The 26,806-nt window shown below is 64.7% G+C and carries 19 protein-coding genes and 1 pseudogene; 9 read left to right on the forward strand and 11 right to left on the reverse strand.

Going from position 1 to position 26,806, the window contains the following annotated elements; all coding sequences use genetic code 11:
* Positions 1-30: 30 nt before the first annotated feature.
* On the reverse strand, positions 31-1,068 hold the full coding sequence (locus ACPFL9_RS17765) for an Lrp/AsnC family transcriptional regulator (RefSeq protein ID WP_426004248.1): 1,038 nt from the start codon (positions 1,066-1,068) through the stop codon (positions 31-33).
* A gap of 139 nt (positions 1,069-1,207) precedes the next feature.
* Here ACPFL9_RS17765 and ACPFL9_RS17770 point away from each other — a divergent pair, with 139 nt between their 5' ends.
* Positions 1,208-2,428 (forward strand): M20 metallopeptidase family protein, encoded by a 1,221-nt coding sequence (locus ACPFL9_RS17770; protein ID WP_426004249.1) that lies wholly within the window; start codon positions 1,208-1,210, stop codon positions 2,426-2,428.
* A gap of 30 nt (positions 2,429-2,458) precedes the next feature.
* Positions 2,459-3,751, forward strand: a complete 1,293-nt coding sequence (locus tag ACPFL9_RS17775; RefSeq protein WP_426004250.1) for an MFS transporter — start codon at positions 2,459-2,461, stop codon at positions 3,749-3,751.
* 80 nt (positions 3,752-3,831) lie between these two features.
* Here the strand turns inward: ACPFL9_RS17775 and ACPFL9_RS17780 are convergent, their stop codons facing one another.
* Positions 3,832-5,133: a CynX/NimT family MFS transporter gene (locus ACPFL9_RS17780; protein WP_426004252.1), complete on the reverse strand. Its 1,302-nt coding sequence runs from the start codon at positions 5,131-5,133 to the stop codon at positions 3,832-3,834.
* Between the two features lie 98 nt (positions 5,134-5,231).
* Between ACPFL9_RS17780 and trmB the strand changes: the two genes are divergently transcribed.
* From trmB to ACPFL9_RS17795, 3 genes are read left to right on the forward strand one after another with little or no spacing between them, the layout of a single operon-like run.
* Positions 5,232-6,137 (forward strand): tRNA (guanosine(46)-N7)-methyltransferase TrmB, encoded by a 906-nt coding sequence (gene trmB / locus ACPFL9_RS17785; protein WP_426004253.1) that lies wholly within the window; start codon positions 5,232-5,234, stop codon positions 6,135-6,137.
* 21 nt (positions 6,138-6,158) lie between these two features.
* Positions 6,159-6,551 (forward strand): hypothetical protein, encoded by a 393-nt coding sequence (locus ACPFL9_RS17790; RefSeq protein ID WP_426004255.1) that lies wholly within the window; start codon positions 6,159-6,161, stop codon positions 6,549-6,551.
* Position 6,552: 1 nt separating this feature from the next.
* Complete coding sequence (locus ACPFL9_RS17795) at positions 6,553-7,035, forward strand: SRPBCC family protein (protein ID WP_426004256.1); 483 nt, start codon at positions 6,553-6,555, stop codon at positions 7,033-7,035.
* Here the strand turns inward: ACPFL9_RS17795 and ACPFL9_RS17800 are convergent.
* Both ACPFL9_RS17800 and ACPFL9_RS17805 read right to left on the reverse strand, forming a co-directional pair.
* Positions 7,024-7,692 carry a zf-HC2 domain-containing protein gene (locus ACPFL9_RS17800; protein WP_426004257.1) on the reverse strand — a complete coding sequence of 223 codons (669 nt, stop codon included), beginning with the start codon at positions 7,690-7,692 and terminating at the stop codon, positions 7,024-7,026. The two genes, ACPFL9_RS17795 and ACPFL9_RS17800, sit on opposite strands and share 12 nt — an antisense overlap.
* A complete protein-coding gene (locus ACPFL9_RS17805) occupies positions 7,689-8,186 on the reverse strand; it encodes a sigma-70 family RNA polymerase sigma factor (RefSeq protein ID WP_426004258.1) in 498 nt (165 codons plus the stop codon). Before ACPFL9_RS17805 ends, ACPFL9_RS17800 begins: the two co-directional genes overlap by 4 nt.
* Before the next feature lie 139 nt (positions 8,187-8,325).
* On the opposite strand from ACPFL9_RS17805, the gene ACPFL9_RS17810 reads away from it, so the two are divergent.
* Positions 8,326-8,832 (forward strand): COG4315 family predicted lipoprotein, encoded by a 507-nt coding sequence (locus ACPFL9_RS17810; RefSeq protein ID WP_426004259.1) that lies wholly within the window; start codon positions 8,326-8,328, stop codon positions 8,830-8,832.
* Between the two features lie 129 nt (positions 8,833-8,961).
* On the opposite strand, the pseudogene ACPFL9_RS17815 reads toward ACPFL9_RS17810, so the two are convergent.
* Both ACPFL9_RS17815 and ACPFL9_RS17820 read right to left on the reverse strand, forming a co-directional pair.
* Positions 8,962-9,907 (reverse strand): annotated as a pseudogene (locus ACPFL9_RS17815) (type IV toxin-antitoxin system AbiEi family antitoxin domain-containing protein).
* A gap of 261 nt (positions 9,908-10,168) precedes the next feature.
* Positions 10,169-11,017, reverse strand: coding sequence for a DMP19 family protein (locus tag ACPFL9_RS17820; RefSeq protein ID WP_426004260.1), 849 nt, complete (start codon positions 11,015-11,017; stop codon positions 10,169-10,171).
* A gap of 165 nt (positions 11,018-11,182) precedes the next feature.
* On the opposite strand from ACPFL9_RS17820, the gene ACPFL9_RS17825 reads away from it, so the two are divergent.
* A complete protein-coding gene (locus ACPFL9_RS17825) occupies positions 11,183-14,596 on the forward strand; it encodes an SNF2-related protein (protein ID WP_426004261.1) in 3,414 nt (1,137 codons plus the stop codon).
* 74 nt (positions 14,597-14,670) lie between these two features.
* Here ACPFL9_RS17825 and ACPFL9_RS17830 read toward each other — a convergent pair whose 3' ends face one another.
* On the reverse strand, positions 14,671-15,849 hold the full coding sequence (locus tag ACPFL9_RS17830) for an MFS transporter (RefSeq protein ID WP_426004263.1): 1,179 nt from the start codon (positions 15,847-15,849) through the stop codon (positions 14,671-14,673).
* Positions 15,846-16,511 carry a GntR family transcriptional regulator gene (locus ACPFL9_RS17835; RefSeq protein WP_426004264.1) on the reverse strand — a complete coding sequence of 222 codons (666 nt, stop codon included), beginning with the start codon at positions 16,509-16,511 and terminating at the stop codon, positions 15,846-15,848. The genes ACPFL9_RS17830 and ACPFL9_RS17835 overlap by 4 nt, the downstream gene beginning before the upstream one ends.
* Positions 16,512-16,779: 268 nt before the next feature.
* Between ACPFL9_RS17835 and ACPFL9_RS17840 the strand changes: the two genes are divergently transcribed.
* Positions 16,780-20,286, forward strand: coding sequence for a discoidin domain-containing protein (locus ACPFL9_RS17840; RefSeq protein ID WP_426004265.1), 3,507 nt, complete (start codon positions 16,780-16,782; stop codon positions 20,284-20,286).
* A gap of 300 nt (positions 20,287-20,586) precedes the next feature.
* On the opposite strand, the gene ACPFL9_RS17845 is transcribed toward ACPFL9_RS17840, so the two are convergent.
* Genes ACPFL9_RS17845 through ACPFL9_RS17855 form a run of 3 tightly spaced genes read right to left on the reverse strand, consistent with a single transcriptional unit; the run spans position 20,587 to position 25,566 of the window.
* On the reverse strand, positions 20,587-22,482 hold the full coding sequence (locus ACPFL9_RS17845; protein WP_426004267.1) for a DUF2264 domain-containing protein: 1,896 nt from the start codon (positions 22,480-22,482) through the stop codon (positions 20,587-20,589).
* Positions 22,482-23,618 (reverse strand): LacI family DNA-binding transcriptional regulator, encoded by a 1,137-nt coding sequence (locus tag ACPFL9_RS17850; protein WP_426004268.1) that lies wholly within the window; start codon positions 23,616-23,618, stop codon positions 22,482-22,484. The genes ACPFL9_RS17845 and ACPFL9_RS17850 overlap by 1 nt, the downstream gene beginning before the upstream one ends.
* On the reverse strand, positions 23,608-25,566 hold the full coding sequence (locus ACPFL9_RS17855) for a heparinase (RefSeq protein WP_426004269.1): 1,959 nt from the start codon (positions 25,564-25,566) through the stop codon (positions 23,608-23,610). The genes ACPFL9_RS17850 and ACPFL9_RS17855 overlap by 11 nt, the downstream gene beginning before the upstream one ends.
* 163 nt (positions 25,567-25,729) lie before the next feature.
* Between ACPFL9_RS17855 and ACPFL9_RS17860 the strand changes: the two genes are divergently transcribed.
* Complete coding sequence (locus tag ACPFL9_RS17860) at positions 25,730-26,743, forward strand: hydroxyacid dehydrogenase (RefSeq protein WP_426004270.1); 1,014 nt, start codon at positions 25,730-25,732, stop codon at positions 26,741-26,743.
* Positions 26,744-26,806 lie beyond the last annotated feature (63 nt).

The following is a 26,806-nucleotide window of genomic DNA, read 5'->3' on the forward strand; positions in this document are numbered from 1 at the left end:
CGCCGTCGTACCCAAGCCCCGCCGTCGTACTTAAACGGAACCCGGCAGCAATTCTCCGTAAGGTGCCACCACTGTGCCCGTTGCCGTGGAGTCCGGGTTGAGCATCCAGCCCACACGCTTGGCGGTGTTGAGCATGACGACGCTCTCCACGAGTTCCACGCCGGGGATGCGCTGCTGGATGGCGAGTTCCATCTCCATGACCTCGGCCAGGGTTCGCAGCCACATGATCATGGTGAAGTTGGTCCTGCCCGTGGTGGAGGCAGAGAAGCGGACGTTCCTGATGGCGCGGAGCTCTGTGGCGGCGGCTTCGTGCTGGCCGGCGGGAACGTTGGCGAACCACTGTACGGTGACCGGGTAGCCGGAGAACTTCTGGGCGATCTCGCAGCGGAAGGAGAGCATCCTGCTGGCGAGCACGCGTCCCAACTGGCGCTGAACGGTTGCCGGATGGCGTCCCAGGGCGCGCGCAATCTCCGCTGCGGAGGCGCGTCCGTCCCGGGCCAGGAACGGAATGAGGGCAAGGTGGCTTTCGGGCAGCGGAACCACGATTGCGTCGGGCGCTGAAGGGTTGGCCGACTCGGGCCCGGCGAGCCCACGCAGCGCCTGTTGTTCGGCCTTGCTCAGCACGTTGAGGCGCCAGGCGTAGCCGCTGGTGTGGATCCGGGTACAAAGCGCGGTGTGGTACTTCGTCAGGCCGCGGACCTCCTTGAGGCGAGGCAACAGGCTGGTGCTGAATTGGTCCAGGTCCTGCGTGATCACCGTCAACGTGAGGTCGCGGTTACTGGCAGCCTCTTCCACCGTGATGACCTCGGGGAGCTCGGCGACTGCCGCTGTCACCTCTGGCCGCAGGTCCATCTCACAGTCGATGTCCACCATGGCCAGGCACATGTTCTTCGGATCGCCCATGAGGTGGGCGGTGGTCCATGCAGCACCGGCGGCCCGCAAACGGTCCCAGCGCCCGGCCAGCGTGGTGGCGTGGACGCCCAGGACATCGCCGGCGTCGGACCAACTGATGCGCGGTGAAATCTGCAGTGCGTTGATGAGGCGCAGATCTTCTTCACTGAGTTCCATGGCTCCATTCTCGCGCATAGCTGCATGAATCCTGCGCTCCGTCCAAAACAATGCGGTTTTCCAGATGTTTTCAGGATTGTGAATCAGGTCACCACAGAATGGCATAAGGAACCCGCAGCCGAGCATCACAGGAGAACCAATGACCATCGCCGCCGACGCCAAGGAACTGCAGGACGACATCGTCCGCCTTCGCCACGACCTCCACCGCGAACCCGAGATCGGCCTGCAGCTCCCCCGCACCCAGGAGAAGGTACTCAAGGCACTGGACGGACTCCCGTACCAAATCACCCTCGGGAAAGATACGACGTCGGTCACCGCGGTTTTGCGAGGCGGCGCGGCCCACGCTTCGGCCGAGAAGCCCGTGGTGCTCCTGCGCGCCGACATGGACGGCCTCCCCGTCCAGGAAACCACGGGCGTGGACTACACCTCCCGGGTTGACGGCGCGATGCACGCCTGCGGCCACGACCTCCACACGTCCATGCTCGCCGGAGCTGCCACCTTGCTGGCCGAGCGGCGTGAGCAGCTCGCCGGCGACGTGGTCCTCATGTTCCAGCCCGGCGAAGAAGGGTTCGACGGCGCCAGCTACATGATCAACGAAGGCGTCCTGGATGCTGCGGGCCGCCGCGTGGACACGGCCTATGGAATGCATGTGTTTTCGTCGCTAGAACCGCACGGCCAGTTCGTCACCAAGAACGGTGTGATGCTCAGTTCCTCCGACGGGTTGGTAGTGACGGTCCTGGGAGCCGGTGGCCACGGCTCAGCCCCGCACTCCGCCAAGGACCCCGTCACGGCCGCCGCTGAGATGGTCACGGCCCTGCAGGTCATGGTCACCCGCCAGTTCAACATGTTCGACCCCGTAGTCCTCACCGTCGGTGTGCTGCACGCAGGAACCAAACGCAATGTCATTCCGGAAACTGCCCGCATTGAGGCCACCATCAGGACCTTCTCCGAAGAGTCACGGCAGAAGATGATGGTTGCAGTACCCAAACTGCTTAAAGGAATCGCCTCGGCCCACGGTTTGGAGGTGGACGTGGACTACCAGCAGGAATACCCCCTCACCATCAACGACGAGGACGAGACGAACACGGCCGAGAAAGTCATCGCAGGCATGTTCGGCGAATCCCGCCTCACCCGGATGGCAACTCCCCTGAGCGGCTCGGAGGACTTCTCCCGGGTCCTTGCCGAGGTTCCCGGAACCTTCGTGGGACTCAGTGCCGTGGCCCCCGGCGCCGACCACTCGACGTCGCCCTTTAACCACTCGCCGTACGCAACGTTCGACGACGGCGTCCTCACCGACGGTGCCGCGCTGTATGCCGAGCTCGCCGTGTCCCGCATCGCCGCCCTGGCATCCAGCAACTAGCCCCCAGCCCGCCCCACTTTGGAGAACCCCATGACCGCCACCGTAGGAACGTCCCCGGACGTCAAGGTCCACAAATCCCACATGCGCACGCTCGTGGGTACCGGCATCGGCAACGCCGTTGAATGGTACGACTGGGCCATCTACGCAACGTTCTCGCCGTTCATCGCGAGCGCCCTGTTCAGCTCATCCGACCCCACATCGGCCGTGCTGTCCACCCTGGCGATCTTCGCCGTCGGATTCGTTGCCCGGCCGTTCGGCGGGTTCGTGTTCGGCTGGATCGGCGACCGTATCGGCCGCAAGACGTCCATGACCATCGCCGTGGCCTTGGGCGCAATCGGCAGCCTGCTCATCGGCATCGCACCGACTTTCGCTGCCGTTGGCGCCTTTGCGTCCGTCATGTTGCTGGTGGCCCGGCTCATCCAGGGCCTGGCCCACGGTGGTGAGCTGCCGTCGTCGCAAACGTACCTTTCCGAGATGGCACCCAAGGAAAAGCGCGGCTTCTGGGCGACCCTGATCTACACCTCAGGCACCGCGGGCATCCTGGCCGGCACGTTGCTGGGTGCGATCCTGACCGCCGTCCTGAGCAAGGACGACATGAGCGCCTGGGGTTGGCGCATTCCGTTCCTGATCGGCGGCGCGCTGGGTGTGTACGCGTTGATCATGCGGGCCAAGATGAAGGAAACCGAGGCATTCGAGGCCGAGGCCCCGCAGGAAAAGCGGGCTCCCATGTGGCCGCAGATCGTGAAGTACCGCAGGCAGGCACTGCAGGTCATCGGGCTGACGGTTGGCCTGACGGTGGTCTACTACATCTGGGGCGTCGTGGCTCCCAGCTACGCTGCAACGGCTTTGAAGATGGACCGCGGTGCCGCCCTGTGGGCCGGTGTCATCGCCAACGTGGTGTTCATCGCAGCGTTGCCGTTCTGGGGACGGCTCTCTGACCGCATCGGCCGCAAGCCTGTCCTGATCATGTCCTCCGCGGGGGCGGCCGTGTTCCACTTCCCCATGACCTGGCTGCTGAAGGACTCCCCGTGGCAGCTCACAGTTTCCATGTCCGTGATGCTGTTCTTCATCGCAGGCAGCGCCGCGATCGTTCCCGCCGTCTACGCTGAACTGTTCCCGACCCACATCCGTACCGTGGGCGTGGGTGTTCCGTACTCCATCTGCGTAGCAGCGTTCGGTGGCACGGCCCCGTATCTGCAGACGTGGCTGGGCACGATCGGCCAGGGCTACCTGTTCAACGTGTACGCGGTGATCCTGCTGGTAATCAGCATCGCTTTCGTGTTCACGATCCCGGAGACAAAGGGCAAGGACCTGACCGTCTAACCCCGCCCCGCCCTCCCAACTGGGTCGCATTTGTGCGCGTTTTGAGCCCTCAAAACGCGCACAACTGCGACCCAGATGGGTTAAACGAAGCGGTTGCGGCCTGCGCGGTACCCGAAGAACGCCGCCAGGGATCCGACCACCAGGAACAGGATCCCCGCGGCGGCAAACCCACCCGTTGCCTGGTGAAGCTGCCCCACCAGAAGCGTTCCGGTGGAGCCCACTCCGTAGCCAACGCCCTGCATCATCCCGGACAGGTGCGCGGCAGTGTGGGCGTCGCGCGTCCGGACCATGATCATCGTCAAGGCCACGGCAGTGAGCGAACCCTGGCCGAGCCCAAGCAACCCCGTCCAAACCCAGATCAGCTCACCCGGTCCAAAAATGCTCAACGCAAACCCGCCGCCGGTCATCAGCGCCACCACGGTATTGATCGCCCGCTGGTCCTTGAAGCGTGTGGCGAGCGCCGGCGCAAAGAGCGAGCCGAGCATCTGCAGCACAATCGACACGGACACGATCAGCCCCGCCGTCGCGCCATCCACTCCCCGGTCCCGCAGGATCGGCGCCAACCAGGCAAAGACACTGAACGACATCATCGACTGCAGCACCATGAATGCGGTCACCTGCCACGCCACCGCGGAGCGCCACACGTTGACGCCGCCGGTGGTGGCCTGGTGACGGACGGGGTGCTGCCTGACGGCCAGCGGCAGGAAAAGCAAAAGCACGACGGCGGCAGGCACCGCCCAGAACCACAGCGCCGAAGTCCAGTGGCCGGTTGCCGTAAAGACCGGGTACGTGAACCCGGCGCCGAGGGCAGCCGAAGCACAGATAGCCGTGGTGTAGAGCCCGCCCATGAGCCCCAGCCGGTGCGGAAAGTCCCGTTTGACCACGCCGGGAAGCAGCACATTGCACAGGGCTATCGCCGCACCGCAGGCAGCTGTCCCCACGAGCAGTGCAGGCACATGCCCCGCCCCCGGGAGTTCGCCGGGTCGGATCAGGAGGCCCGCGGTGAGGACCAGCATGGCTCCCAGCAGTACCCGTTCTGCTCCGAACCTCCGGGCCAGGACCGGGGCAAGGGGCGCGAAGACCCCCAGTAACGTCACCGGCACGGTCGTCAGGACCACAACGGACCAACCCGGCAGGCCGGCGTCGGACGTTATTTCCGGCAGGACGGCACCCAAACTGGAGAAGACCGTCCTCAAGTTCAAGCCGATGAGGATCAGGCACACCGCCAGGTAGACCAGGGCGCGTTTACCCCGCAGCGCGGTGGGAGCGGCCGCGGGTTCTTCGTTGATCTCAGCGTCGACGGCGATCTCGGGCAGCGGCTGGTTGCGCGCGGACTTGTCCGTGTCTTTCTCTGAATAAACGGGCTTCTGGGAGGAGGTCACACGTCCTATTCTGTCAGTCGAGTATGACCAGGGCCCGTTGGGGCGGGATGTGACCCCGGGCAGCCGCGTGGGCAGGGGCGAAGTATTCTGGAAGGGTCATGAGTGAAACCCCAGATTCCCCGCGCCCCATCACCCCCGGCACCCAGGCGTCCCATGGAACCTACGGTGGCAGGCCAGTCAGTTTTGTGCGCCGCGGCACCCGCCTCCAGGGCAGGAGGCAGGCCGCGTGGGAAGAGCACGCCGAGCGCTGGGCCATCCAGGTCCCCCGCCACGTGGCCAACACGTCCGTGCACCCCGACTACGTCTTCGATGCCGAGGCAGTCTTTGGCCGCAAAGCTCCCTTGATCGTGGAGGTCGGCTCCGGGCTGGGCGATGCCGTGGTCCACGCCGCAGAGCAGAACCCGGACAAGGACTTCCTGGCGGTGGAGGTCTACACGCCGGGTTTGGCCAACACCATCATGAAAATCAACAGCCGCGGGCTCACGAACGTTCGCGTGGTGGAAGCGAACGCCCCGGAAGTCCTGGAATCCATGCTGCCCGCCGGTTCCGTCAGCGAACTCTGGGTCTTCTTCCCGGACCCGTGGCACAAGGCACGGCACCACAAACGCCGCCTGATCCAGCCGGCGTTCGCATCCGTGGCGGCCAAGGCCCTGGCAAAGGGCGGGTACTGGCGCATCGCCACCGACTGGTCCAACTACGCCATCCACGTCCGGGAAGTCCTGGCCGGGTCCACCGAGTTTGAGAACATGCACGACGGCGAGCGGGCCGGCGAGGAAAGCCCGCTCACCCACGTGTGGCAGTCCGGCGTCGAATCCGTGGTGGGGGGCGCCCCCGTCAAGGAAGGCCGTGCACCGGTCAGCACGGAGCACACGGGTCCCAACCAGGGAATCGACCACCAAGGTGGGTGGGCTCCCCGCTTCGAGGGCCGGATCCGGACGAGTTTCGAGAACAAAGCCCACGAGGCCGGGCGCATGATCTTCGACCTCACCTACCGGAAGATCTGAGCTGCACGATTCGGGGGAATCATGACCTATCAACCGCCGCTGGACTACTACAAGACGCGCCAGGTGACCCGCAACAGGGGCCTCGGTGCCGGGATCACCAGCATCGTGTGTGCGGTGATGTCCCCCGTGCCGGCAGTGGTGAGCATCCCGCTGGGTATTGCTGCCATGGCCTCGCAACTCGGTAATTACGGCGGGGACAACCAGTCCTGGTGGATTGGCACCGTTCTGCTGGCCGCGGCATCAGGCGCCCTGTCAGTGGGGGCCATCGTCGCGGGGCTGATCGCGGTCGTCCGGGCCGGTCGCATGAACGCCGGGCGGATCACGGGAATCATTGGCCTGGCGCTGATGGCAGTGAACATCTTTGTGGTGGCATTCCTGGTCTTCCTGGTGCTCGGCGCCCTTGGAGGTGCATGACATGCCCCAGGTACGCGCCGAGCGCCTGATCCGGCTGGACCCGGACACCGTTTTCGCCCTGTCCCAAACAACCGGTGCCTTCCGGCTCAGATGGGATCCATTCATTTCCGCCCAAAGCTTCGTGGACGGCGCCACGTCAGCCGCCAAGGGCGTTCGAACCAGGACCGTGTCCCGGATGGGCCTGACCATGGTCACCGAATACGTCTCCTATGCGCCGCCGCGCAACGTGGGCATGACCATGGTGGCCGGCCCGTGGTTCTTCGCCAACTTTGGCGGTGGCTGGCGTTTCACCCCCGACGACGGCGGCACCCGCGCGGTCTGGAAGTACACCTTCTCCTGCCGCCCGGCGTGGTTGAAGCCCTTCGCCGACAGGGCGGGCAGGTGGCTTCTGGGCCGCGAAATCGAGAAAAGGATTGAGGCCTTTGCCCGGGCCTGCGAAGACCCGGCACTGGTAGCTGAACTTCAAGCAAGCTCAGGGAACTGAAATCGAGGCCACCGTCTTCTCCGACGCGTCCCTTAGCTCCACTCCCGCGATCCCGGCCAGCTGCACCGGTGTAGCGCCCGTGATCCTGATCCGGCCGCTGGACGTAGCTGTCCACCCGCAGGTTCGTTCCTCGGCACCGTCACGGCCCTTCACCCACAGGTACAGGGTGCCTTCCCTGGGCATGCTCTGGCCTTCGACTGCCAGTTCGGTGCCCCAATTCTTCTTGACCATGCCCACCTTGAGTTGCAAGCCATCGCCGGACTGGACGGAATAGGTGGCATCCGGCTGAGGTGGTTGGTTCACCAGTGGTCCGGCCAGGAAGCCGATTGCCAGGCAAGCCGCGGCGACCGTCCCCACACAAGCCGCCCACCGCCGTCGTGATGTCCGCTGACGGTGGGAAAGCTCAACCAGCGCCTTTTGCGGCACCGAGTCGGGGGCCGGATCAGCCGGCAAACCAGCGGTGCCAGCCACGGTCAGCGCCACGGCGTCGGACCTGGGCACGGCATCGAGCAACGCCGGGAGGCTTTCCAGGGCTTCGAGTTCGGTGCGGCAGTCGGGGCAGCGGGCGAGGTGTTCTTCGAAGCCGCGCGCCTCGTCAGGGGTCAGACCGCCCAGCAGGTATGCGCCCAGCAAGTGGTGGACGGAGTTGCCGTTCATCGTTCCACCCCCATTTCATCAAGGATCGTTCGGAGGGCCTTCACGGCGTAGAAGGCCCGGGACTTCACGGTTCCGGCAGGGATGTTCAGGTGCAGGGCTGCTTCGCTGACCGTGTACCGCTGGTAATGCAGGGCCACCACCACCTCGCGGTGTTCGTGGCTGAGCCTCAGGAGCGCCTCCTCCATGAGGACCCGGTTCAGTAACTCATCAACCCGTTCGGTTGCCGCATGGTCCGGCAGTTCGTGTTCACCTGCCTCCGGTGGGCGCCGCTGCGCTTTCCGGTAGTTGTCGATGATGACGTTGCGGGCCGTCCTGAACAGGTAGCTGCGCAGGCTCCCGGTGATCTGCGGGGCGTGCTGCCACACCTTGAGGATGGTCTCCTGGACTACGTCGTCCGCTTGATGGGCATCCGGCGTGCAACTGAGGACGAAGCGTTTCAGGGCCGTACCGTGGTCGCGGTAGATCGCTGCGACGACGTCTTCGTCCAACGGCATGGCCACCTCCTTGCGCTTTGTTCATCATGTACGACGAGCGGCAGGCGGGAAAGGTTCACTGTCATGAACCGTTCCGGGTCGGACAGCGTCGTAAGGGTTGGCGCCGGTCCCACCGGCCGGTCCGTCGAAGGAGCTGGACATGAACAGAAAAGTGGGCCTCGGAGTGGCAGTTGTGGCTTTGGCCGCCCTTCTTGCAGGGTGTGGTGGAAGCCCTGGAACCACGGCAACCCCGGCACCGACGGCCACCTCGGCGTCGGCTTCAAGCCCTGCAGTGGCCGCAGACCTGAAGACAGCCTCGTCCAGTGCCGGCCAGATCGTGGTGGACAGCAAAGGCATGAGCCTCTACTTCTTCACCAAGGACAGCAAGGACTCGGGAACCAGCGCGTGCACCGGCGCCTGCCTGGCCGCCTGGCCGGTTTTCACGACGACGGCGGACACCCCCACCGCGGACGGCGTCACCGGCACCCTGGGAACCATAGCAACGCCTGACGGAAAGAAGCAGGTCACACTCAACGGGCTGCCCTTGTACTACTTCGCACAGGACAAGAAACCCGGGGACGTGCTGGGCCAGGGCGTCAACGATGTTTGGTATCTGGTGAGCCCGAGCGGAGAGATGGTCAAGGGGGCTGCGACGTCAGGATACTGAGGGCTGTTCGGGAAGCCTGCGCCTGCCCCTGCCACGCCCCTGCCACGCCGAGTTCGCGGGAAGCCTGCCCATACCCCCGCAAATTTGCGGCGAGCCCGCAGGGTTCCAGCGGATTGGGCACAGCCGCCATCACCTGAGCGCCCGAAGGATGCGTTCCTTGAAGGCCCGTTCCTGGAACAAGTCCTTCCATTCGATCCGGATGAAGCGCCAGCCGTCTTCCATGAGCGCCTTCTCACGCCGGCGTTCCTGGAAAATGACCTCATCCGTGGGTTTGTAGTCGAAATACTTGGTTCGCCCGTCAAACTCCAAACCCAGCTTTTCTTCTTCCCACGCAAAGTCCATGCGATGCCGGCCTATGCGGGTTTGGACCTTGAATTGCGGCTGAGGGGGCCTGATGCGCAATCTCTGCATCAGGTCCCGGGTGAGCGTCTCCCCAGCAGACTCGGAGCGCGGATCTGCGTTCTCCAGTGCCTTGCGCAGGGTGCGGATACCCCGTTTGCCGCTGGAGGCTGCCAGCATCCGGGTAAGCGACTGGATGCTAGCGCCCAATCGCAGCCCATGGTCCATAATCACCAACGCCTTCGGATAGCTAAGCATTCTTGCGCAGTCGAACATGGTGCGTTCCAGCGAGGTCGCCCGCAGGCCCCGCACAATCACGACGTCGTCCTCCGTGAAGTTCTCCGTGTGTCCCGTGACATCCTTGCCCCAGCGGTCCGAAGAAGGCCTGACTTGAGAAAGCACATGGACCTTGTCATCGACCCCCCCACACGAACAATCCGTGGAGCCGCGCCGCGGAAAGGTGGCTATAAACGAAACCGCCCGAGGAGGTTGTCAGTGTGCCATGGGCGTGCGCCACGATGCGCTCCATCGCCTTCCGCCTCGGACCCATGGCGTTCCACTTGCTGGACCTGATGTAGCAGCCGTACCTCAAGCGGTGGAGTTCCCCCGAGTTGACCAACGCCTTGATTTTTCGGGCATTCAGCCCGAAGCGGAGCAGTTCATCGGTTCTCCACATGTAGCCGCTCGACGGTAATGCCAAGACAGGCGTGACCGAAGTCGCTGACGATATTTCCATCGGACCAGCATCACCGGGCCCGTTCCTGCCGCAGAAGGGCTCGGCCTTGCTATGTGGAAAGCGAGGGACGAAATAGCGGAAACACTGCGCGGCTCGAACGACACGCTGCCGTGGATCCCATCGGCCTCAATGCCAAGAGCTCGTCCAGGTCGCCGGAAGCTGCAGGGATCGCTGGAAAACTCCGGCGATCCCACAGCGTTCCAGCGATCTCGGCGTGGGCCGGGCCGGGGCGGCCGGGGCCGGGGCCGGGGCGAGGGAAACTCAGGCCTCCACGAACTCGTCGGACTCCTCAAACTCCACCGCGGCGATGATCTCCTTCGTCTCCGGATGGATCATGAAGGCTTCATCCTCTTCCTCGATCATGATGTAGTCGCCATGGTCCGTGGAGAAGTGCCAGGCGAGGATGGTCCCGCCGTCGTGATCGTAGTTGGGATCGCCCATGGTGATCCTCTCCAGCTGGTAGCCCGCCACGTCGCACAATTCGCGGATGATGATCTCAAAATCGGGCGCGCTGGCCAGCGCTTCTTCCTCCGCCTCGGCCTGACGCCCGGCAAGGTCGGGGATGCGGGAAACCCGCTCGGCGATGTGGGCTTCCAGGTCCTCGTCGGACAGGGCCAGCAGGTCCGGCTGGCGGCGCAGGTATTCTCCGTTGAGCTCCACCAGGTCTTCTTCCTCGAGCAGCGCCTCGAACTCGCCGTCGAGCTCGTCCAGCAATGCCACCGGCGCGGTGACCCCCTCGGTGTCATCAAGTTCCCCGTCGAGGTAGGCCTCGGCTTCATCTTCGGTCAGGGCATCGAAGGCCGCGGCCGTGCGGTCGAAAAGGTCCGCGTGCCGGTGGGCGCCGATGGCTTCCAGGCCTGCGCGGACGAACCCGTCCACTTCTTCGCGCTCGGGTGCCGTAAACACGTACTGGGCAAAGCCTCCAGCCAGGGCCTGTGTCAGGTAGAAGTCGACAAAGTAGCTGTTGAGCGCGGCCGGGGCGATCTCATCGCTGTTGAGGAGTTCTGCGTACATCTCATTCACCACATTGACGTTTGAATCCACAACGTCCGCGCTGCCGGCTTCGACGGCGCTCTTGTTCAGGACGACGGGGTACTCGTTGGTAGTCATGGGAAATCCTCACTGCTGAAAGCGGGTGGTGCTCCGGACACTTTCAACGTAGCTGCGCCATCAGCGCAGGAATCGAGGTTGAGGTTAACGGTGGGCGAAGTTTGGGGGCAGGTCCTGCCTGACTAAGATTGAACAGATAGCCTCCTGTCGAAAGTAGCCGCCTGCATGCCGTCCCACCCCGATGACAATTGGGAACTGGCCATACAAACACCTGCCATCACTGATCGTTCGTTGGCGGCAGGCTTGGCGTACGCCATGGGCAGCCGGGTGACGGGCATAACCTTCGATTCCGGCACGGGCCTCCTGCTCGGCAAAGTCCGCGGTACCGGTCCGCAGCCCTACTCCACCTCGGCCAAGCTGGTGCGCAAACCCAGCGGGTGGAGCTGCACCGTGGGAATCTGCAGCTGCCCCGTCCGGAAGGACTGCAAGCACGTCGCCGCCCTCCTCTTCACCGCCGAGGACCATCCCACCATCCGGGCCCAACTCCTGGCCCAGGCCCCGGGCATGCAGACCGCTGCCCCCCACAGCCCACCTGCGTCCAGGCCGGCCTGGGAACTTGCCCTCAACAGGCTCATCGCCAAGCCCGGCACGGTTCCCCACGCGGCCGGCATCCCTCTGGCCCTCCAGTTCGAGGTTGAGGAACCGGCCGCCCACTTCACCTACACAGGGCGTCGGGATCCCATGCGTAGCGTCCGGCAGCTGAAGGCCCGTCCGGTCATGATGGGCGCCAAAGGCAAGTGGATCAGGGGCGACGTGTCATGGAACAACCTCAGTTACATCAGCTTCCGCCGCGAGTTCAACGAGGCCCACGTTGAGTGGCTGCAAACGTTCCTGGCCGCCCATGGTTCCCCCAACGGCCGGCAGCAACCATCCGGTGCCATGTGGCTGAGCCTGAACGACTTCGCCGGCAGAAACCTTTGGACCCTTCTCGAGGATGCCAGGAAGGCGGGCATCCCGCTGATCCACGCCGCTGGAAGCGAGCCAGTGCGCGTGGAGCCGCAACCCGCCGTCGTGGGTTTGACCCTGGCGCGCCAGGGCGCTGACGCAAGCCACAACGGAAAGCCCGACGGCGGCCTGCAGCTTTCGCCGTCGGTGACCGTGGGTGGGGAGCAGGTTGATGCGGGGTCCGTGGGGTTCCTGGGCAAGCCCGCGAACGGCGTCTTTTTCACGCATTCCGGGCCGGAAACGCTGCCAGGCGTCACGCAGCAGAAGAACCTCATCACCCTCGCCCCGATTGAGGGGAGCATCAGCGACGAACTGCTGGAATTTGTCACCGACGGGTCCACGCTGCAAATTCCTGCGGAAGACGAGGGCCGCTTCCTGACGTCCTTCTACCCCAAGCTGCGGCAGTCCACACCAGTCCAGGCCGCGGATGAGTCGGTGGAACTGCCCACCCTGGCCGTGCCTTCACTGTCACTGCTGGCCAACTACGGAAACGATCACAAGGTCCGGCTGCACTGGGAGTGGCACTACACCTCGGGCACCCTGGTCACGGCGCAGCCCCTGTGGCGGCACCCCGAAGACCGCGGATACCGGGACGACGCAGCCGAGGCCCGCATCCTTGAATCACTCGGGCATCCTTGGGAAATCGTCCCTGCCCTCGCGGAATCGTCCACCGGTGGCTGGGGTGCTCCCCGGCTGACGGCCACGGCTGAACTGAGCGGCCTGGACACCCTGGCTTTCACCGAAGAGGTGCTGCCGCGTTTGCGGGATTTGCCCGACGTCGTGGTCGAAACGTCCGGCGATATCGCCGACTACCGCGAAGCCGAAGAAGCGCCCGTCGTGTCCATTTCCACCAAGGAGACGGCAAGCGGTGACTGGTTCGATCTTGGCATCGTGATCACGCTGGAGGGCGAACCGGTATCTTTCGCCGCCGTCTTCTCGGCCCTCGCCGCCGGGCAAACCCGCATGCTCCTGCCCAGCGGCGCCCACTTCTCCCTGGACCTCCCCGAGCTGCACCAACTCCGGGCACTCATCGATGAAGCCCGCTCGCTGCAGGACAATCCGGACAACAAGGACGGAACCCTGCAGATCAGCCGCTTCCAGGCCGGGCTGTGGGACGAGTTAGCGCAGTTGGGGATCGTGGACGAGCAAGCCGCCGCGTGGCGGGAGTCGGTAGGCGGCCTGCTCGACGACGGCGTGACCGGGCTGCCGCTTCCGGCCGGACTTAACGCTGAGCTGCGTCCGTACCAGCTGGAGGGATTCAACTGGCTGAGCTTCCTGTACAAGCACAGCCTGGGCGGGGTCCTGGCGGACGACATGGGCCTGGGCAAAACCGTGCAGGCCATTGCGTTGATGTGCGCGGCGCAGGAGTTGGCCCGCTCCAGCGGGAATGAGAGGGCTCCGTTCCTGGTGGTTGCTCCCACGAGCGTCGTGAGCAACTGGGCCTCGGAAGCGCAGAGGTTTGCCCCGGGCCTTGACGTACGTACCGTCTCCGAGACGTTTGCCAAGAGCGGGTTGGTGCCGTCGGAAGCCCTGAGTGGTGCCGACGTCGTGATTACCTCGTATGCGCTGTTCCGCATCGACTACGAGGCCTACGCTTCGCTCCCGTGGGCCGGGCTCATGCTGGATGAGGCGCAGTTCGTCAAGAACCACCAGTCCAAGGCGTACCAGTGCGCGCGCAAGCTGCCTGCCCGCTTCAAGCTGGCCATCACCGGCACTCCGCTGGAGAACAACCTCATGGAGTTCTGGTCGCTGACGTCGATCGTGGCACCGGGGCTGTTCCCGAGCCCCAAGAGGTTCGCCGAGAACTACCAAAAACCGGTGGAGAAGAACGGTGACTCGGCGCAGCTGGCCAAGCTCCGGCGTCGTGTGCGTCCGCTCATGATGCGCCGCACCAAGGAACAGGTCATCCAGGACCTGCCACCCAAGCAGGAACAGGTGCTCGAGGTGGTTCTCAACCCGCGGCACCAAAAGGTCTATCAGACGCATCTCCAACGCGAGCGGCAGAAGATCCTGGGGCTGATCGACGACGTCAACAAAAACCGCTTTACGATCTTCCAGTCCTTGACGTTGCTGCGGCAGCTGAGCCTGGACGTCTCGCTGGTGGATTCCTCGCTTGCTGCCGTGCGCTCGTCCAAGCTGGACGTCCTCTTTGAGCAGCTTGAGGACATCATCTCCGAGGGCCACAGGACGCTGATCTTCAGCCAGTTCACCGGGTTCCTGGGCAAGGTCCGCGAGCGGATGGACGCCGAGGGGATCGAGTACTGCTACCTCGACGGCAGCACCCGGAACCGTGGCGACGTAGTCAGCGAATTCAAGAACGGCACCGCGCCGGTTTTCCTCATCTCTTTGAAGGCCGGTGGCTTCGGGCTGAACCTGACCGAGGCCGATTACGTGTTCCTGCTGGACCCCTGGTGGAACCCCGCGTCCGAGGCCCAGGCCGTGGACCGCACACACCGGATTGGGCAGGCGCGGAACGTCATGGTGTACCGGCTGGTGGCGAAGGACACCATCGAGGAAAAGGTCATGGCGTTGAAAGCCAAGAAGTCGCAGCTGTTCGCGGACGTGATGGAAGGCGATGCCTTGGCCGGTGGTTCCTTGACGGCGGAGGACCTGGCGGCGCTGTTCGCGGAGTAGGGGTCCCAACTAGCTCGCATTTGTGGTTGTTCCCAGCGCTGGGAACAACCACAAATGCCAGTCAGTTGGGCCGATCAGGCGTCCAGCCGCACGCCCCGCAGCATCAGCATTGTCCCGCCAACGGCAACGGCGGAGGCCAGGAAAACGCCCGCCGCCCCGAGGCCCACAGCAACCACGCCGATGGCGCTGGGTAGAACCACCTGGCCCACACGGTTTCCGGCCAGGCGAAGGGCCAGGGCGCGCCCGCGTTGCCCGGCAGGTGCCTGCGCGGACAGCCAGGACATGGTGAGCGGCTGCCCGATCCCCAAGCCGAGGCCGAGGAAAGCCATGACAACAAACAACAACCACTCGGGCATCGGAATCGCTGCCACAGCAAGTGCCCCCGTGGATACGGCCAGGCTGAGGACCAGCAGCCTGAGCCTGCCCATCCTGCGGGAGACGCTGCCCAACCCGAGTCTGGACACCATGGAAAATACTGCCCGGACCGTCAACATCAGGCCCACTGTTGCAGCGGTGATTCCACGCTCGGCACCTAGAGCAGGCAGGTAAACAACGGTCAGGTCCACAACTGCCAAAACCGTCGCACTGGTTGCAAGGGCACGCGCCACGCCGGGCGCCCGAAGCAAGGAGAAGGCGCTCCCCCGCGGGGCTTCGGCGGACCTTGAGGCGCGGCGACCGCTGCTCACCCGCGATGATACGAGGAACGTCGTCCCGAACAGCACCAACCCCATCGCAACAGCCAGGATGAAGATCGCCTGCGTATTGGGCCTGACTGAAGCACCGCCAACAATCGAAATCGCGAGCGGTCCCAGCGCCTGCCCCAACGACGCCGCAAAGGTCAGGTAGCCAAAAGCCGAGTCGAGACGCGAAGACGCCGCGTTGTTCGCCACCACTGCCTGCTGCCCCACAACACAGGCCAACTGTCCAGCGCCCAGAAGCGCCGTTCCGGCGATCAGCGCCGCAACGGACGTCCCCCAAAGGAGCAGGAACGTTGAGCAAAGAAGGACGACGGCGGACCCTGCGGCCATGAGCCGACGCTCACCCAAGCGGTCCACCAGGTTGCCAATGGGCAGGGCCAGCAGCAACGGAAAGACCGCATAACTGGCAGCGAGAACACCGAGCGCGAAGGCTGGCACATCAAGTTCCAGGGCCCGGTACGTGGCGGCTGGCCGGACTAGGAAAGTCACTGCCTGGATCAATGCAGAATGGATGAGGAGCGCCGTGGAGGAGCGCCGCCCGAGTTCGCCGATCATTCGACGCCGAGTCCTTTGTCCGAGATCATGCGCAGCGTCTCGTCCCGGGCTCCGATGACGTGGTCGAAGGCAATCTTCGCGGCGGTATCGGCATCCTTGGCGGCCAGGGCAGCCACCAGCAGCCGGTGATCCGCCAATGCTTCCTCGCGCCGCTCCCGGGAGTTGTTGGTGAAGTACCGGTAGCGCTCCACCTGGCTGGCTATTTGTTCATGAAAGCGCCGGGCCCAAGAGTTGCCCGCGATCGAGGCAATGGTGGCGTGCAGGGTGACGCCGTACCTCATGGCCTCGTCCGCGAACCCGACCATGGCGGCGTTCCGCTCAAGGACTCCCTGCAGCTTGTCGATGTCGGCATCCTGTGCGCGGGCGCACGCTTCACGGGCCATGAGGGATTCCAAGGCTGCGCGCACGTCGTAGAGCTCGCGGACTGCCCCTTCATCGAGCAACGGCACAACAACTCCCCCGGTAGGTTGTTGCTCCAGGAGGTTCTCGGAAATCAGGCGCCTGATCGCTTCGCGTAACGGAGTCCGGCTGACCTGCAGCGAGGTGGCCATCGCGGGCTCGTAGATCCGCGTCCCGGGTTTGAGTTCCAGGTCCAGGATCTGCCGTTTCAGTTCCGTGTAAACCAAGTGTGCGCCCGTATTCCGGGGTCGTGATTCTGCCATGCTGCCGCCAAAGTTCAGAGGTGTACTTGTATACATCTATACAGGTCACCAGCCCTCCGCAGCAACGCGGGGTGGCCCGCGCCGCGGTTGGCGGCGGTCTTGGGCCCTCCATGACCCCGCGTTGCTTTGAGTAAGAACACTTCGGACCAAGCACGATCGACCTTGTTCGACTCCCTTGTGGCACCCTAAGGCACCTCATAGTCTCGGCAGCACCGGCTTCGCCAGAGCAGCCGGTTCCACTCGCAAACCCCGATGATGAGGTGCCCCTATGCCGATTCCACGATTCCGAAGGCCGGTCGCTGCCCTGGCGGCGGCCGTCACAGCAGCCACCAGCATGGCGCTCCTGCCCATAGGCCCAGCGGCCCAGGCAGTCGATGCCACCCCTGTCACGATCACCCCTAACCCGGCCAGCCGCAGCGAGGCGTTCGAAGGCTGGGGCACCAGCCTGGTCTGGTTCGCGAACGCGACGGCGGGATACTCACCGGAACTGCGCGAGGAGCTTTACCAAAAGGTCTTCGGAGAAGATGGGCTGAACCTCAACATCGCCCGCTACAACGTCGGCGGAGGCAACGCCTCGGATGTGGCGGACTACCTCAACGATGGCAGCGCTGTGGAGGGATGGTGGAGGCCGGTGCCTGAAGCGCAACCCGGCCAGCCGGCGTCGAACCTCTACAACCCTGACGGAAGCGTCGACAAGACACAAGCCAACAAGCTCGCGTTCCTGAACGCGTGGAACCCTGACGACCCCGCCTCCTACAACCCTGACGCCGACCAGAACCAGCGGTGGTGGGTGGAACGCCTCGCCGAAGACCAGCAGATCACGCACTGGGAAGCCTTCAGCAACTCGCCTCCATGGTTCATGACCAAGAGCGGCTACGTCTCCGGTCAGGTCAACACCAGCAAGGGCGAAAACCTGCTGCCTGAGGCGGAAGCCAAGTTCGCCGCGTATATGCGGCACGCCGTCGAACTTCTGGAAGCCGGCAGCGGCATCACGGTGGACACCATCGATCCGTTCAACGAGCCCAACTCCGGCTATTGGGGAACGGACATCAACGCGGCCACGGGCAAACCGCCCACAACATACACACAGAAGCAGGAGGGCGCCCTGATCTATCCGGCCGCCCAGGACCGCGTGACCAAACTCCTGGCCGCCGAACTCGCCAAAGGCAGCACCGATGCCGTGATTTCAGCAATGGACGAGACCGACCCCTCCAAGTTCATGACCAACTGGAACGGTTACAGCCAGGAAGCCAAGGAGGCCGTCTCGCAGCTGAACGTGCACACGTACGGCACCAACGACCGTCGCCGGGTCCGGGACCTTGCCAACTCCACGGACAAACCGCTGTGGATGAGCGAAGTGGGCGGATTCTGGACCGGCAATCCCGCGCTCGGCGACTCGACCAGTGGCTGGGACCGCTCCAACATCACCAACGGCCTGGGCATCGCGAGCCGCATGGTCAACGACCTCCGGGAGCTCGAGCCCGACGCGTGGGTGTTCTGGCAGCCCGTAGAGGACACGTACAAGCAGGAGAAAGGCGACAAGGGCTGGGGTTCCATCTACGTCGACTTCGACTGCAACTACGCCGGCCGTGAGGGCTACTCCAACCGCAGGCTCAACGACGGCGCCGCCCTGGACGCCGCCAAGTGCAAGGTCCTGACCAACCAGAAGTACAACACCACGCGGAACTTCACCCACTACATCCGCCCGGGTGATTTCCTCATCCAGAACAACGACCCCAAGACCGCGAGCGCCCTCCGCGCGGACGGCAGCGGCGCCACGCTGGTCCACTTCAATGACACCCCGACGCCGGAAAAGGTCACCATCGACCTCAGCCGCTTCGGCAGCATCGCCACCGGCGCGAAGGTCACGCCTGTGGTCACCACCAAGTCGCCCTTGGATGACATCGAGAAGAACGCGCTGGTGAAGGGCCAGCCGGTCGCCGTCGACGCCGCTTCGAAGTCCGCGACGCTGGAGGTTCCTGCCGCATCAGTGGTGACGTTCGTCGTCGACGGCGTCAGCGGAGTTTCGGACGACGCCGCACCGGTGCAGGACGGCCACAAGTACCACCTCAGCGGGGAGGCGAGCGGGAACTACCTGACAGCTGGTTCCGCAGCGGCGTCCATCCAGGACCTTGGAACCGACGCTGCAGGGGTTGCGCCGCAGATCTGGACGTTCAACGCTGTCCACCCGGACGATGAGTTCGCCAACGACCGCCGCTGGGTTGTCACCTCCTCTGATGGCCGCGTCCTGGCAGGGAACGGCGGCGTGCTGAATGGGTCCCAGAGCGGCACCCTTTCCTTGGCATCGCTTTCGCTTGAGCAGGCCAAATCCACTCCTTCCGCACAGTGGATAGTCACCACGGAAAACGGCAAGCAGTGGACTTTGGTCAACGCTGCTGCGGCGATTTCCCTTCAGGTTTCGGGGAACCAGACGGCGGCCGGGACCTCAGTTGCGCTGGCTTCCTCCACGGGCAGCACGTCAACCGCGCTGGCCAGTCCGCACCAGGCCTGGGCCTTCACGGACATCGCGGATCTGAAGCTGCTGGGGGTTGCTCCGCTGGACGTGAGCACACCCGTTGGCGTGGCTCCTGTCCTGCCAACTACCGTCACACCTGTCTACGAGGCCGGTCCGGGCAGGCCCCTTTCTGTCACATGGGCGCCTGTCGATCCCGCTGTGTGGGGCAGCGCCGGAAAGGTGACGCTGTACGGTGCCGGCGTCGATCCGTACGGTCAGAGGTTTGAGGCGGTCCTCACGGTGACTGTGGGCGATTACATCGCGACAGATCCTGCATCCGTCACGGTTGGCGTTGGGTCTTCCTTGGCCGCAGTGCAGGCGGCTGCTCCAGCCACTGTGCCCGGCCAGATTTCCGATGGACCGGCCCGCAATCCCCTGTCTGTGGCGTGGGACTGGTCTTCCTTGGACACCGCTTCCCTGGAAAAAGCAGGAACACTGACGGTGTCAGGCAAGGCGGGCTCACTTGAGGCCACCCTGACCGTCATCGTGGTGGACCGCGTCCCGGTAGGCAACATCTGCAAGGACGATCCCGCCACCACCGTCACGGCCAGCTACACCGAGGGTTCATACGTCGCCAGGAACACGTGCGACACCAACGCCTCCACCCGCTGGTCCAACTGGGTGAGCGGGGGCCGGGCCGGTGACTCGTTGTCCTATGGTTTCGGCCGGGATTACACGGTTTCGTCGGTCACGGTGACGTCCGCCGAGAAGGCTGCCGCGAGCCTCAAGGTCCAGTACCAGGACGCTGCGGGCACGTGGAAAGACACCTCGGCCGGGGTCATTACCGGACTCTCGGTCACCCAGCCGACCACCGTTCGCTTCGACCCCGTCACGACCCGCGGGATCCGGGTTTCCTTTGTGACCACCGGTTCCTACACCAAGGTGGCCGAGGTCGCCATCGCCGGGACCCGCTTGGCTGATGCAGGGCTCGCCGACCTCGGCCGGCTCCTCGTCAACCAGGCGTCCGTGGTCGGATTCGCTCCCGGAACCACGGGGTACCGCGCCTTGACCGCCTCGGCGACTCCCGCCGTCGTCGGCTACCCGCTGGACACGAACGCGAAGGTGAGCGTTCGGCAGGCCACTGCGGAAAGCCCGACGGCGATAGTCACCGTCACGGCCCCCGACGGGACGGTCAGGGAGTACCGGGTAGACATCTCCACGGGCAAGGAAGCATGCATGGACGACGGATGGAAGACGAGCCCGTCTCCGGTATTCAAGAACCAGGGGCAATGCGTGAGCAGCTTCGCGGCGCGTAAGTAGGCTCGAGTTGCACGGCGGGCCTCCCGGGACACGTTCCGGGAGGCCCGTCTGCGCAATAAGGACATCGTAGTTATCCAGTTTGAGGTGCATCCTGGGCTCATGGCCTGCTCATGGACAGATGCCGGGGTCCTCACCCAGATCACCCAGTCACAACGGAACCGCGCTTGGGCAGCCACGGAAGTCTTGGATGAAGTGGATCGCCTCAACCGCCGGCTGGCAGGTCGCGACATCTGAAGCGAGGGCCGCGCCCGGTTCGATGGCTAGCTGCACACTCGATGGCGGGCAACGTCCAACACGCAGCTAAGCATCGAATCGGCGAAGCGTTTCCAGCCCGATTCGCGTCCCGTCGGGGAACACGAAATCACCGTCCTCGTACCGAACGCCCGCGTCCACCGAAGTACCTCCCGCACCGGCGAGAAGTACGACGGCGGCGTAGTCGCCGTCGTACGCGGGCCCGGCGGTTCCCACCCAGGGGATGGTGAGTTCCGAACCCATCGGGTGTTCGCCGGAGCGGACGAATGTCCCGGAGTCATCCAGGACATTGCCGAAACCGGACACAGCCTGGACCGAGCTCACCACGGACGATGCCGCATCCACGGGCCATCCACCGATCTGCAGCCGGGCGCGCGACTCAGAGCCGGAAGCCCCGGAAACCCGCACCAGCCTCAACTCAACGGCACCGCGGGTCACCGACACCAACGTCACGGAAGGCCCGGCAGTTGCCGTGCCGGAGACGCCGCTGCCGTGATCCGGACCGGCGTCGGGATCGGGCGTGATCCAGTTGGCTGTGAACCGGGATGCCCCCACGGAGAGGCCATCTGCGGAGAAAGTTCCGAGGTGCTCTAATCCGGTCCGATGGGTCAGTGCGCCATCCGGCCCAACAAACACCACTGCATTGTCCACGGACTCGGGCGTGAGATCCGGAAATGTGTGCGTCGAGTAGCCAATCCGGGCATACAGGGGAGAATCCGCCAGAGCAGCCCCGGGTATGGCATGGTCCGTTCCATGGTTCCGGATCCGCACCACGCCGTCGGCAACAGTCCCGTCCACCTGCCAAGCGGGAGCGGCAATGATCCGCTGGGTGTCCCCGGTTTCAACGGGCAATGGGGCTTCCACCGACGTCCAGGCCGGGTGGTCGGCGGGCAGTGCCAAGCCGAGCATCCCCTTGGCTGCCCAGTATGGCGATCCGAACCCGGAGTACGCCTGCTTCATGCCCGGGAACTCCCCGTGGAAGCCGATGGACAGCAGCCCGTCGGAGGTGATGGAGCCGTGCCGGACGAAGTAGTCGAGCATCCCCGAGGACGCCCGCCGTGCCAAGCCGGGAGCCAGTCGCGTGTGCCCGGACAACTCCCCCACCCAGAACGACGCCGCCGCTGCGAACCGGTAGATCAGGCTGCGGCCCTGGATCAACGGAGCACCGTTGGAACCCACAAGGTAGGAGAAGTCGTCCAGGAAATCAGCCAGCCGGTCGCCGTCGAGCTTCTTGCGGGCGGTGACGCGCGGATCGTTGGGCGCCATCAACGCCCAGAGCTGCGGGTACACCTGGAAGGCCCAGCCCACGTAGTGGTCGTAGGCGCGCTCGGGACCGTCGGCGAACCAGCCGCCGCCGCGATAGAGGGAGTCGTGGATGGCGAGCCCGGCGTCGATATCCTCCTCGGAGTACCGGCCGCCCACGGAAGCCAGGAATGTCTCCACCACAATCTGGAACCACACCCAGTTGATGGGCGGATACTCCTCGCCGATCACGGCTTCGAACCAGGCGATGAGTTGCTCCTGTACGCGCTGCGACAGCTTGTCCCACAGCACGTCGCGGGTCAGCGCCAAACCAACGGCCAACGACGCCGCCTCCACCTTCGCCTGCCCCAACTCGCCTGGCGTAGGCCACCGGTCGGGATTTGCGGGGTTGGTCCCGGCATCGAGCCCGGCCGCGTACCACTCGGCGATCCAGCCGGTGTTCCCGGGGTCTCCGGCGATCCGGAACGAGGCCAGGAGGAACGTCCGGGCGAAGGCTTCGAGCGAGTCACTTCCCCGTCCATACCGGCTGTTCGGTCCGGGCAGGTAGATATTGGCGTGATCGTCGGAACCGAAGCGGTGGGCGGAGCGCAAAAGGTAGTCCGCGGAGGCATTCCAGTGCGCACGGGTCAAGCCCGTGTACGGGGAAAGCCGGTGGTCCAAAGGAGGCAGTTCAAGGGCCATTACAGTGCTTCCTCCATGACAACGCGCGGAGCCCCGACGGACGACTCCCGGACAATCAGCTCAGGGTTCAGGTCGACCCGGTGCACCGGCCGCATCCTTCCTTCAGCCAACCGCGCTGCCATGAGCTGTACCGCGACCTTTCCCACGTAGCTCTTGGGAGGCCGCACTGCCGAGATAGCGGGCTCGGCGAGGTAGGCGACCTCGTCGTCATAACCAACGATTGCCATTGAACCCGGCACGTCCACGCCGCGGTCCACGCAGTGCTGGACAAACGCGACGGCCTGGGTGTCAGAATGCACCAGCATGGCCGTGGTCCCCGATGCACGGCACAGTTCCAGCACGCGGTCGAAGTGCTTGGCGCGGTCGCCATTATCAAGCTTGGCCGAGTCCTCATGAATGGACTTCTCCAACGGAATCTTCAAAGCGTTCATGGCCTGCGTCCAGCCGCGGACCACGTGCGGGCTGGTGGGGCTGGTGGAATCGGTGAGGCATCCGATCATTCGGTGCCCTTCCTGCCACAGATGCCGCACGGCCATGCCCGCACCGAACGCGTGGTCTGTGGCCACCCATTCGAGCTTATGCGCAGGGATCTCCAACGGCGCCCGACGCTCGGCAAGGATCACCGGAATGGGCAGGGCGTTGAGCCAGCGGAGCAGTTCCTTGCCGTGTTCCCCGCCCATGTCCGGAGCCACGATCAGCCCGTCGATGTTCTGGGTATCGAGCAACGCCTGCACTTGCCGGCGGTTGTCGGCGGCGTCGTAGGCCGAGCCGCGGACCACGATCCTGAGGTTCTGAACCTCGGCCTCGCCGCGGGCACCGCTGATGACCTGTGGCCAGTAGTAGTCCAACGATGGAACCACCATGCCGATGGAGTAGCTGTGGGATGTGGTCCGCCCCGCAGTGGATCGGTCCAGCGGGCTGGGCAACGTCGCGCCGCCGTGCACGCGGGACACGAGCCCTTCGTCAGCCAGCATGTTCACGTCGCGCCGGATGGTCAACTCGCTCACGCCCAGTTTGGCGGCGATGTCGCGGACTGTGATGGCCCCGTGCGCGCGCAGTTCCTCCATCAGCCGCTCGCGACGCTGCAGCGAAAACAGCGACTTCCCGCCGGATTCCGGACTCGATTCAGTGCTCATGTGTTGCCTCCAAAGTGAGGGTGAATGCGCCCGATGCGCGGTTGTCGGAGGGCATGCGGAACCGCAGCCGGGTCAGTTTTTCTCCCCAGATGTCGCCCAGCAGCGGATCGTCCAGGTGCCATTCGTCCACAAGTACGACGGCGGTTGCGGGCTTCCAGCGCAGCTTGACTCCGCGGCCACCCGCCACAGTGGGGATGCCTTCAGGGGTGATGGTCGCCGTCGCGTCCTGGCCCAAGCGGACGGTGCCGGCTACGAGGTAGGTGATGTCGACGTCGTGCGTTCCATCAGGTGGGGGCGACGGCAGGTTCCAGCGGTCATCGATGACGACTGTCCCGGCCTCGCGGTTCAGCAAGGACGTGCGGATCCATTGCTCGGCGTGACCCAGTCCGTAGGCAAGGCCGAGCCCGAGGGCCAGCGTGGGTTCTCCCGGAGTTGGCTCCTGGAGGACGGAAGCGGCGAACTCCCTGCCTGTTCCCTGCTCGAGCCCGAAAGGCGCCGGGACGTTGTGCCAACCGCTCTGCATGGCCCTGATTTTGTAGCGGTCCGGCCCGAACGTTTGCGCAGTGTACGTGGGCTGGCCGGCGTCGACCAGCAAGGGAATTCCGTCCATGGCAACCACCACAGAACCGACGTCGCGGTGGTTGTGGTGTTCGCCGTTGTGCCCGCCCTTGGCCGCGAGGGTGAACCCCTTCGTGGAGCCGGGAGTTTGCCGGGCCAACATGATCTGCACGGACGGCAGCCACGTCACCCAACTGGGTCGCATTTGTGCGCGTTTTGAGGGCTCAGAACGCGCACAAGTGCGACCCAGTTGGGTGAGGGAGGTGAGGACGCGGCCCAGTCCTGAAGCGGGGTCCGGCTCAGCCCGGGTCAAGGCGGCAGCGAGGGTAACGGTTTCCGGATCCCCAAAGCGCCCGGCCCAGGTGTGAAGCATGTCCCACGGGAGCGAGCCGGCCGCGCGGGCAGGACCATCGGCAACATTAAGGAACCACGAATCACCCAAGTGCATGCTGCCGGGGAATGCAACGAGCGCACGAACCACCGGGAGATCAGGATCGAGCCCGGCGGCCTCCTCAAACAGGGCAAGACCCTCCAAGGCGCGCCCGGCCCCGTTCCACCAGTAGGCGAAGCCCTCATCAATGGCCCCGTCAGCCGGGATGGAAGCGAGGAACCGGTCCAGGCCCTCGATGCAGCGGGCAATGACCGTGGCCTGCAGCCCGGCGTCATCAACCAAAAGCAACGCGGCCGTGATGATGTTCGAATGGATCCAGGGGTTCCAGTTGTGGACGTCCCCGTCGAGGCCAAGCCAGTGCCAGTCGAGGCGATCCAGGAAGGGCCGGATTACTCGCTCGTGTGCTTCCAGCCGGAGTCGTTTCCGCAGGCCAGGTGCCCGATGATCCAGATCATCGCCCAGGATGTGGTCCAGCCAGGCAAGCTGCGCCACCACTTCTCCCGCGCCCAGATCAAGGTACGGGCGGGAACGGTCCGGGACAACCTCGCCGGTATGGGTGTACACGTCGTCGTGCGCCGCCCAACTCCAGGAGCTCTGTTCGCACAGGAGGTAGGCGCCATCGATCACCTCGTCCAGCCAGCCCTCACCCGAATCGGCCCCTTGGATGGCCGCCATCACGACGGCGCGCGTCAGCCGCTGCTGCCGGGCCGCCACGAGTCCTTCATACGCCGTGCGGTTTCCGTCGCGGAAGTAGCGCGCGTAGTGCGAAACCAGCGGTTGTGGCCAAGGGGTGCCCTTCTCGGCCTTCGCCTGCCCAGCCAGCGCCGAAATGCGATCCGGAGCGATGAGGCGCCACCCGCCTTCGCGCGCTGGACGCACGGTGAGCCGTGAGCGGGCGCCGCGAAGCGAGGAGACCAGAGCCGGAACGGACGCCTCGGGGCCCCATGCGGTACGCAGCGGCGGCGCGTCGACGGTGACGGCGCCGGGAGGTTTTGCCATGGGTTTCTTCTCTCATGTGTTCGAATCTGAACGTATTAGATCAAGCTCGATTGAGTTGAATGAACTGTCTTGTTCATGAGTATGTACTGAGTATTAGATGTGATGCAACACATAAATAACCGGTCGAACAGACCGGATGAGAATCCGAAGGGAGGGTCCCTGAATGTCGCTCAAGCCCCAGGCACTGCTGGTCATGAATAGCGGAACCTTTGCTGACCAGTTCGATTCCACACGACTGGAGCGGCTGGCAGGAATGGTGGAACTTGGCGATCAGGCGTGGACGGATACCCTCGACGCAGCCGAACTCGCGGGCCGGCTTGAAGAGGTGGAAATCCTCCTCACCAGCTGGGGAGTTCCCCGGCTGACAGCCGAACGCCTGGAACGCATGCCCAAGCTCAGGGCAGTGTTCCACTGTGCAGGAACGGTCCGCAGCTTTGTCAGCGAGGAATTGTGGGACCGCGGCATCACCGTGACCAACGGCGCGGACGCCAATGCCATCCCGGTTGCGGAGTTCACGTTCGCCTCGATCGTGCTCGCCGGGAAGAAGGCACACGTCCTGGCCAATGACGCCCGCACGTTCCGCGATGACTGGGACTATGTGTCGGCCCGGGGCGAACTGGGCAACATCGGTCGCGTGGTGGGCATCGTAGGATTCTCCCGCATTGGCCGCCGCGTAGTGAACCTCGTCCAACAACTGCAGGACGCCACATGCCTGGTCAGCGATCCCCATGCCAACCCGGTTGAGGTCGCTGCCGCTGGTGGCAGGTTGGTGACGCTGGAGGAACTGCTCCGGGAGTCCGACGTCGTCAGTATCCACGCGCCTGCCTTGCCGGAAACCCGGAACATGATCAGCACCGCGGAACTGCAGGCCATGAAGGATCACGCAACACTGATCAACACCGCCCGCGGCTCCTTGGTGGACACGGCAGCGCTGGAGGTCGAATGCCAAAAGGGCCGCATCACCGCCCTGCTGGACGTCACCGAACCGGAACCGCTCCCGGCGGGCTCGGTCCTGTATGACCTGCCCAACGTGGTCATCACGCCACACATCGCCGGCTCGCTCGGCACGGAAACCCGGCGGATGTCCGATGCCGCCCTGGATGACCTTGAACGGTACCTCGCCGGAAAGGACCTCCTGGCCCAAGTAGTACACGCGGACCTGGGCCTCAGCGCCTAGGTCCGCAAGAACCAGACCGCCGCAGGTGCGGCAGACTTAAAACCAGTACCAAAGGAGAACGCA

Origin of the sequence: Paenarthrobacter sp. NyZ202, assembly GCF_049860755.1 — a bacterium.
Taxonomy (GTDB): domain Bacteria; phylum Actinomycetota; class Actinomycetes; order Actinomycetales; family Micrococcaceae; genus Arthrobacter.